1 protein-coding gene is annotated in these 1,193 nt (G+C 53.6%); it reads left to right on the forward strand.

Going from position 1 to position 1,193, the window contains the following annotated elements:
• Nucleotides 1-1,193, forward strand: a 1,193-nt coding sequence (locus ACFRAK_RS29220) for an adenosylcobalamin-dependent ribonucleoside-diphosphate reductase (RefSeq protein ID WP_394573233.1), incomplete at both ends; no start/stop codon positions are given.

Below are 1,193 nucleotides of genomic sequence, written 5' to 3' on the forward strand. Positions count from 1 at the left end.
GCGGTCGGATCGCCCCAGGAGCAGCGGCAAGCGCCGAGCTGACGCTGTCTACCTGTTACGTAATTCCTTCACCGAAGGATAGCCGCGGGGGCATTATGGAGACGTTGACGGAGATGACCGAGATTATGGCTCGCGGCGGCGGTGTTGGGATTAACCTGTCCTCGCTGCGTCCCCGTCGTGCGATTGTAAAAGGCGTGAACGGCTCTTCCAGCGGTGCGGTGTCCTGGGGCGGCTTGTTCAGTTATACGACAGGGTTGATCGAGCAAGGCGGAAGTCGTCGCGGTGCCTTGATGCTGATGATCAATGATTGGCATCCGGACGTCGTCGATTTCATCACGGTCAAGCAGACGATGGGGCAAGTGACGAATGCCAACCTGTCGGTATGCGTGTCCAATGATTTCATGAAGGCCGTGAAGGAAGACCTGGACTGGGATCTTGTATTCCCGGACACTTCCGATCCAGACTATGACGAGTTGTGGGACGGGGATTTGGATAAATGGAAAGCCGCTGGACGCCAAGTGATCCATTACAGAACCGTAAAAGCGCGCGAAATATGGCATACGATCATCGAATCGGCATGGAAATCGGCTGAACCGGGCGTTGTCTTCATGGAATACTACAACCAGATGTCTAACAGCTGGTACTTTAACCCGATTATCTGTACGAACCCGTGCGGAGAACAGGGACTTCCTGGGTGGGGCGTGTGCAATCTGTCCGCGATGAACCTGTCGAAGTTCTACGATGAAGTTAACCACGATGTAGCCTGGGATGAGCTGGCGACCACAACGCGTTATTCCGTGCGGTTCCTCGATAATGTTATCGACCGGACGCCGTACCATTTTGAAGAGAATGAAGCGAATCAGAAGAATGAGCGTCGCGTCGGTCTTGGAACGATGGGGCTCGCCGAGCTGATGATCAAGCTGAACATTCGTTACGGCAGCCCGGAATCGCTGGAATTCCTCGACAAGCTGTATGGCTTCATTGCCAGGGAAGCATACTTGGCATCTGCCGATATAGCAGAAGAGAAGGGATCATTCAAAGCGTTCGACGCGGAATTATATCTGCAAAGCGGTTTCATGAAAAATATGGCTAAGGTATATCCTGAAGTGGCTGAAGCGGTTCGTGAGAAAGGTGCACGTAACGTAACGGTGATTACCCAGGCGCCTACCGGTAGTACGGGCACGATGGTAGGG

It is taken from the genome of Peribacillus sp. NPDC056705 (assembly GCF_043656335.1).